We start from the raw sequence: 1,296 nt of genomic DNA, 5'->3' as shown, positions 1-1,296 counted from the left end.
CCTTGGCGGATTCCTCGGCCGCAAGAGTGATGGCGAGCCTGGCGTGAAGACGATTTGGCTGGGGCTGAAAGAAGTTCATGTCGCGGCGAAGACACTGCGAGGCTTACGAGCCGTCGATGATGGGGACAATTGTGTATAACCACATGGGTGAAGGTTGGTTGGCTGTTGGGGGCTTTTTTTTGGGGTTGTCGCTACTTTTTTGGGCGGTGTTGGTTTTTGCACCCAAAGGAATACGACATCCCCCCTGCGGGGGGACGCCGGTCACTTTTCTTTGCGTTCGGCGGCAAAGAAAACTAACGAAAAGGTTGGTTGGCTGTTGGGGGCTTTTATTGGGGGTTTTCGCTACTTTTTTGAGCGGTGTTTGTTTTTGCACCCAAAGGAATACGACATCCCCCCTGCGGGGGGACGCCGGTCACTTTTCTTTGCGTTCGGCAAAGAAAACTAACGAAAAGAAAGCCGACCCTGCCGGGGGCAGAGCCATCAGGCTATTCGGCGACATTGATTCCGTCGTACGGGCGGTGGCTTCGGCTGGCATGTCCTACCGACTTCAACGGCGATACCACTGCGCACTACACGGGTTTCGTGGTGCGGCCCCTGATTGCACACCCCAGCGCCCATTCGGCCATCTGCCGTTCGCGGTGCAATGGGCCACGGCATCTCATGCCTTGCTGGTTTCGTGGTTTTGTCTCTGACGGCGAATACCCTGCCATTCGACACCCTGCCGTACCGGCGCTGGCCGTGGCTGAATGCAATCGTCTTCGTTTCGTGGTGGGCACCGTGGCCCGGTCGGCGAACACGGAAGGATCTGGCGCTTCCGGGATTCGTGGTGAGGCCCCCGGTAGCAGACATCACTTGCTTCAAGCCGTCTGTCGCTCGCGTAGTGGCCGCCCACGAAGTTGCAGGCGCACCGGTTCCGTCGTGCGCGCGGTGGCACCGGGTTGATATGCCCAAGACCCTGATCACCGCGCCCGCCCCACCACGAAACCATTGGCAGGCGATGTATCGTGGTGCTTCGCGCCGGTAACGGCAGATGGCCGAATGGGCAAGGATTCCGCTACCGGGGGYCGCACCACGAATCCCGGAAATTGGCAGATTCGTGACCCTGCAAGCTGGTACCGGCAGAAGCTAGCAGAACTGCTGGCCGYACGACGAAATCACCAATGCGAAATAGCCTGATTGCTCTGCCCCCGGCAGGGTCGGCTTTCTTCTCGTTAGTCTTCTTTGCCGAAGCAAAGAAGAGTGACCGGCGTCCCCCGCAGGGGGATGTCGTATTCCTTTGGGTGCAATAACCAACAC

The 1,296-nt window shown here is 58.7% G+C and carries 1 protein-coding gene; it reads left to right on the top strand.

Translation table 11 applies throughout. The annotated features are described in order from the left end of the window. Positions 1–139: IS4 family transposase (locus tag AC1DT6_RS40490; RefSeq protein ID WP_477104770.1), on the top strand; the 139-nt coding region annotated here is incomplete at its 5' end. Between the last annotated feature and the right edge of the window lie 1,157 nt (positions 140–1,296).

The sequence above is a fragment of the Cupriavidus sp. 01L45 genome (assembly GCF_056399885.1).
Note: the sequence above shows the minus strand (reverse complement) of the source record. Positions and strands in the feature narration are given on the sequence as shown.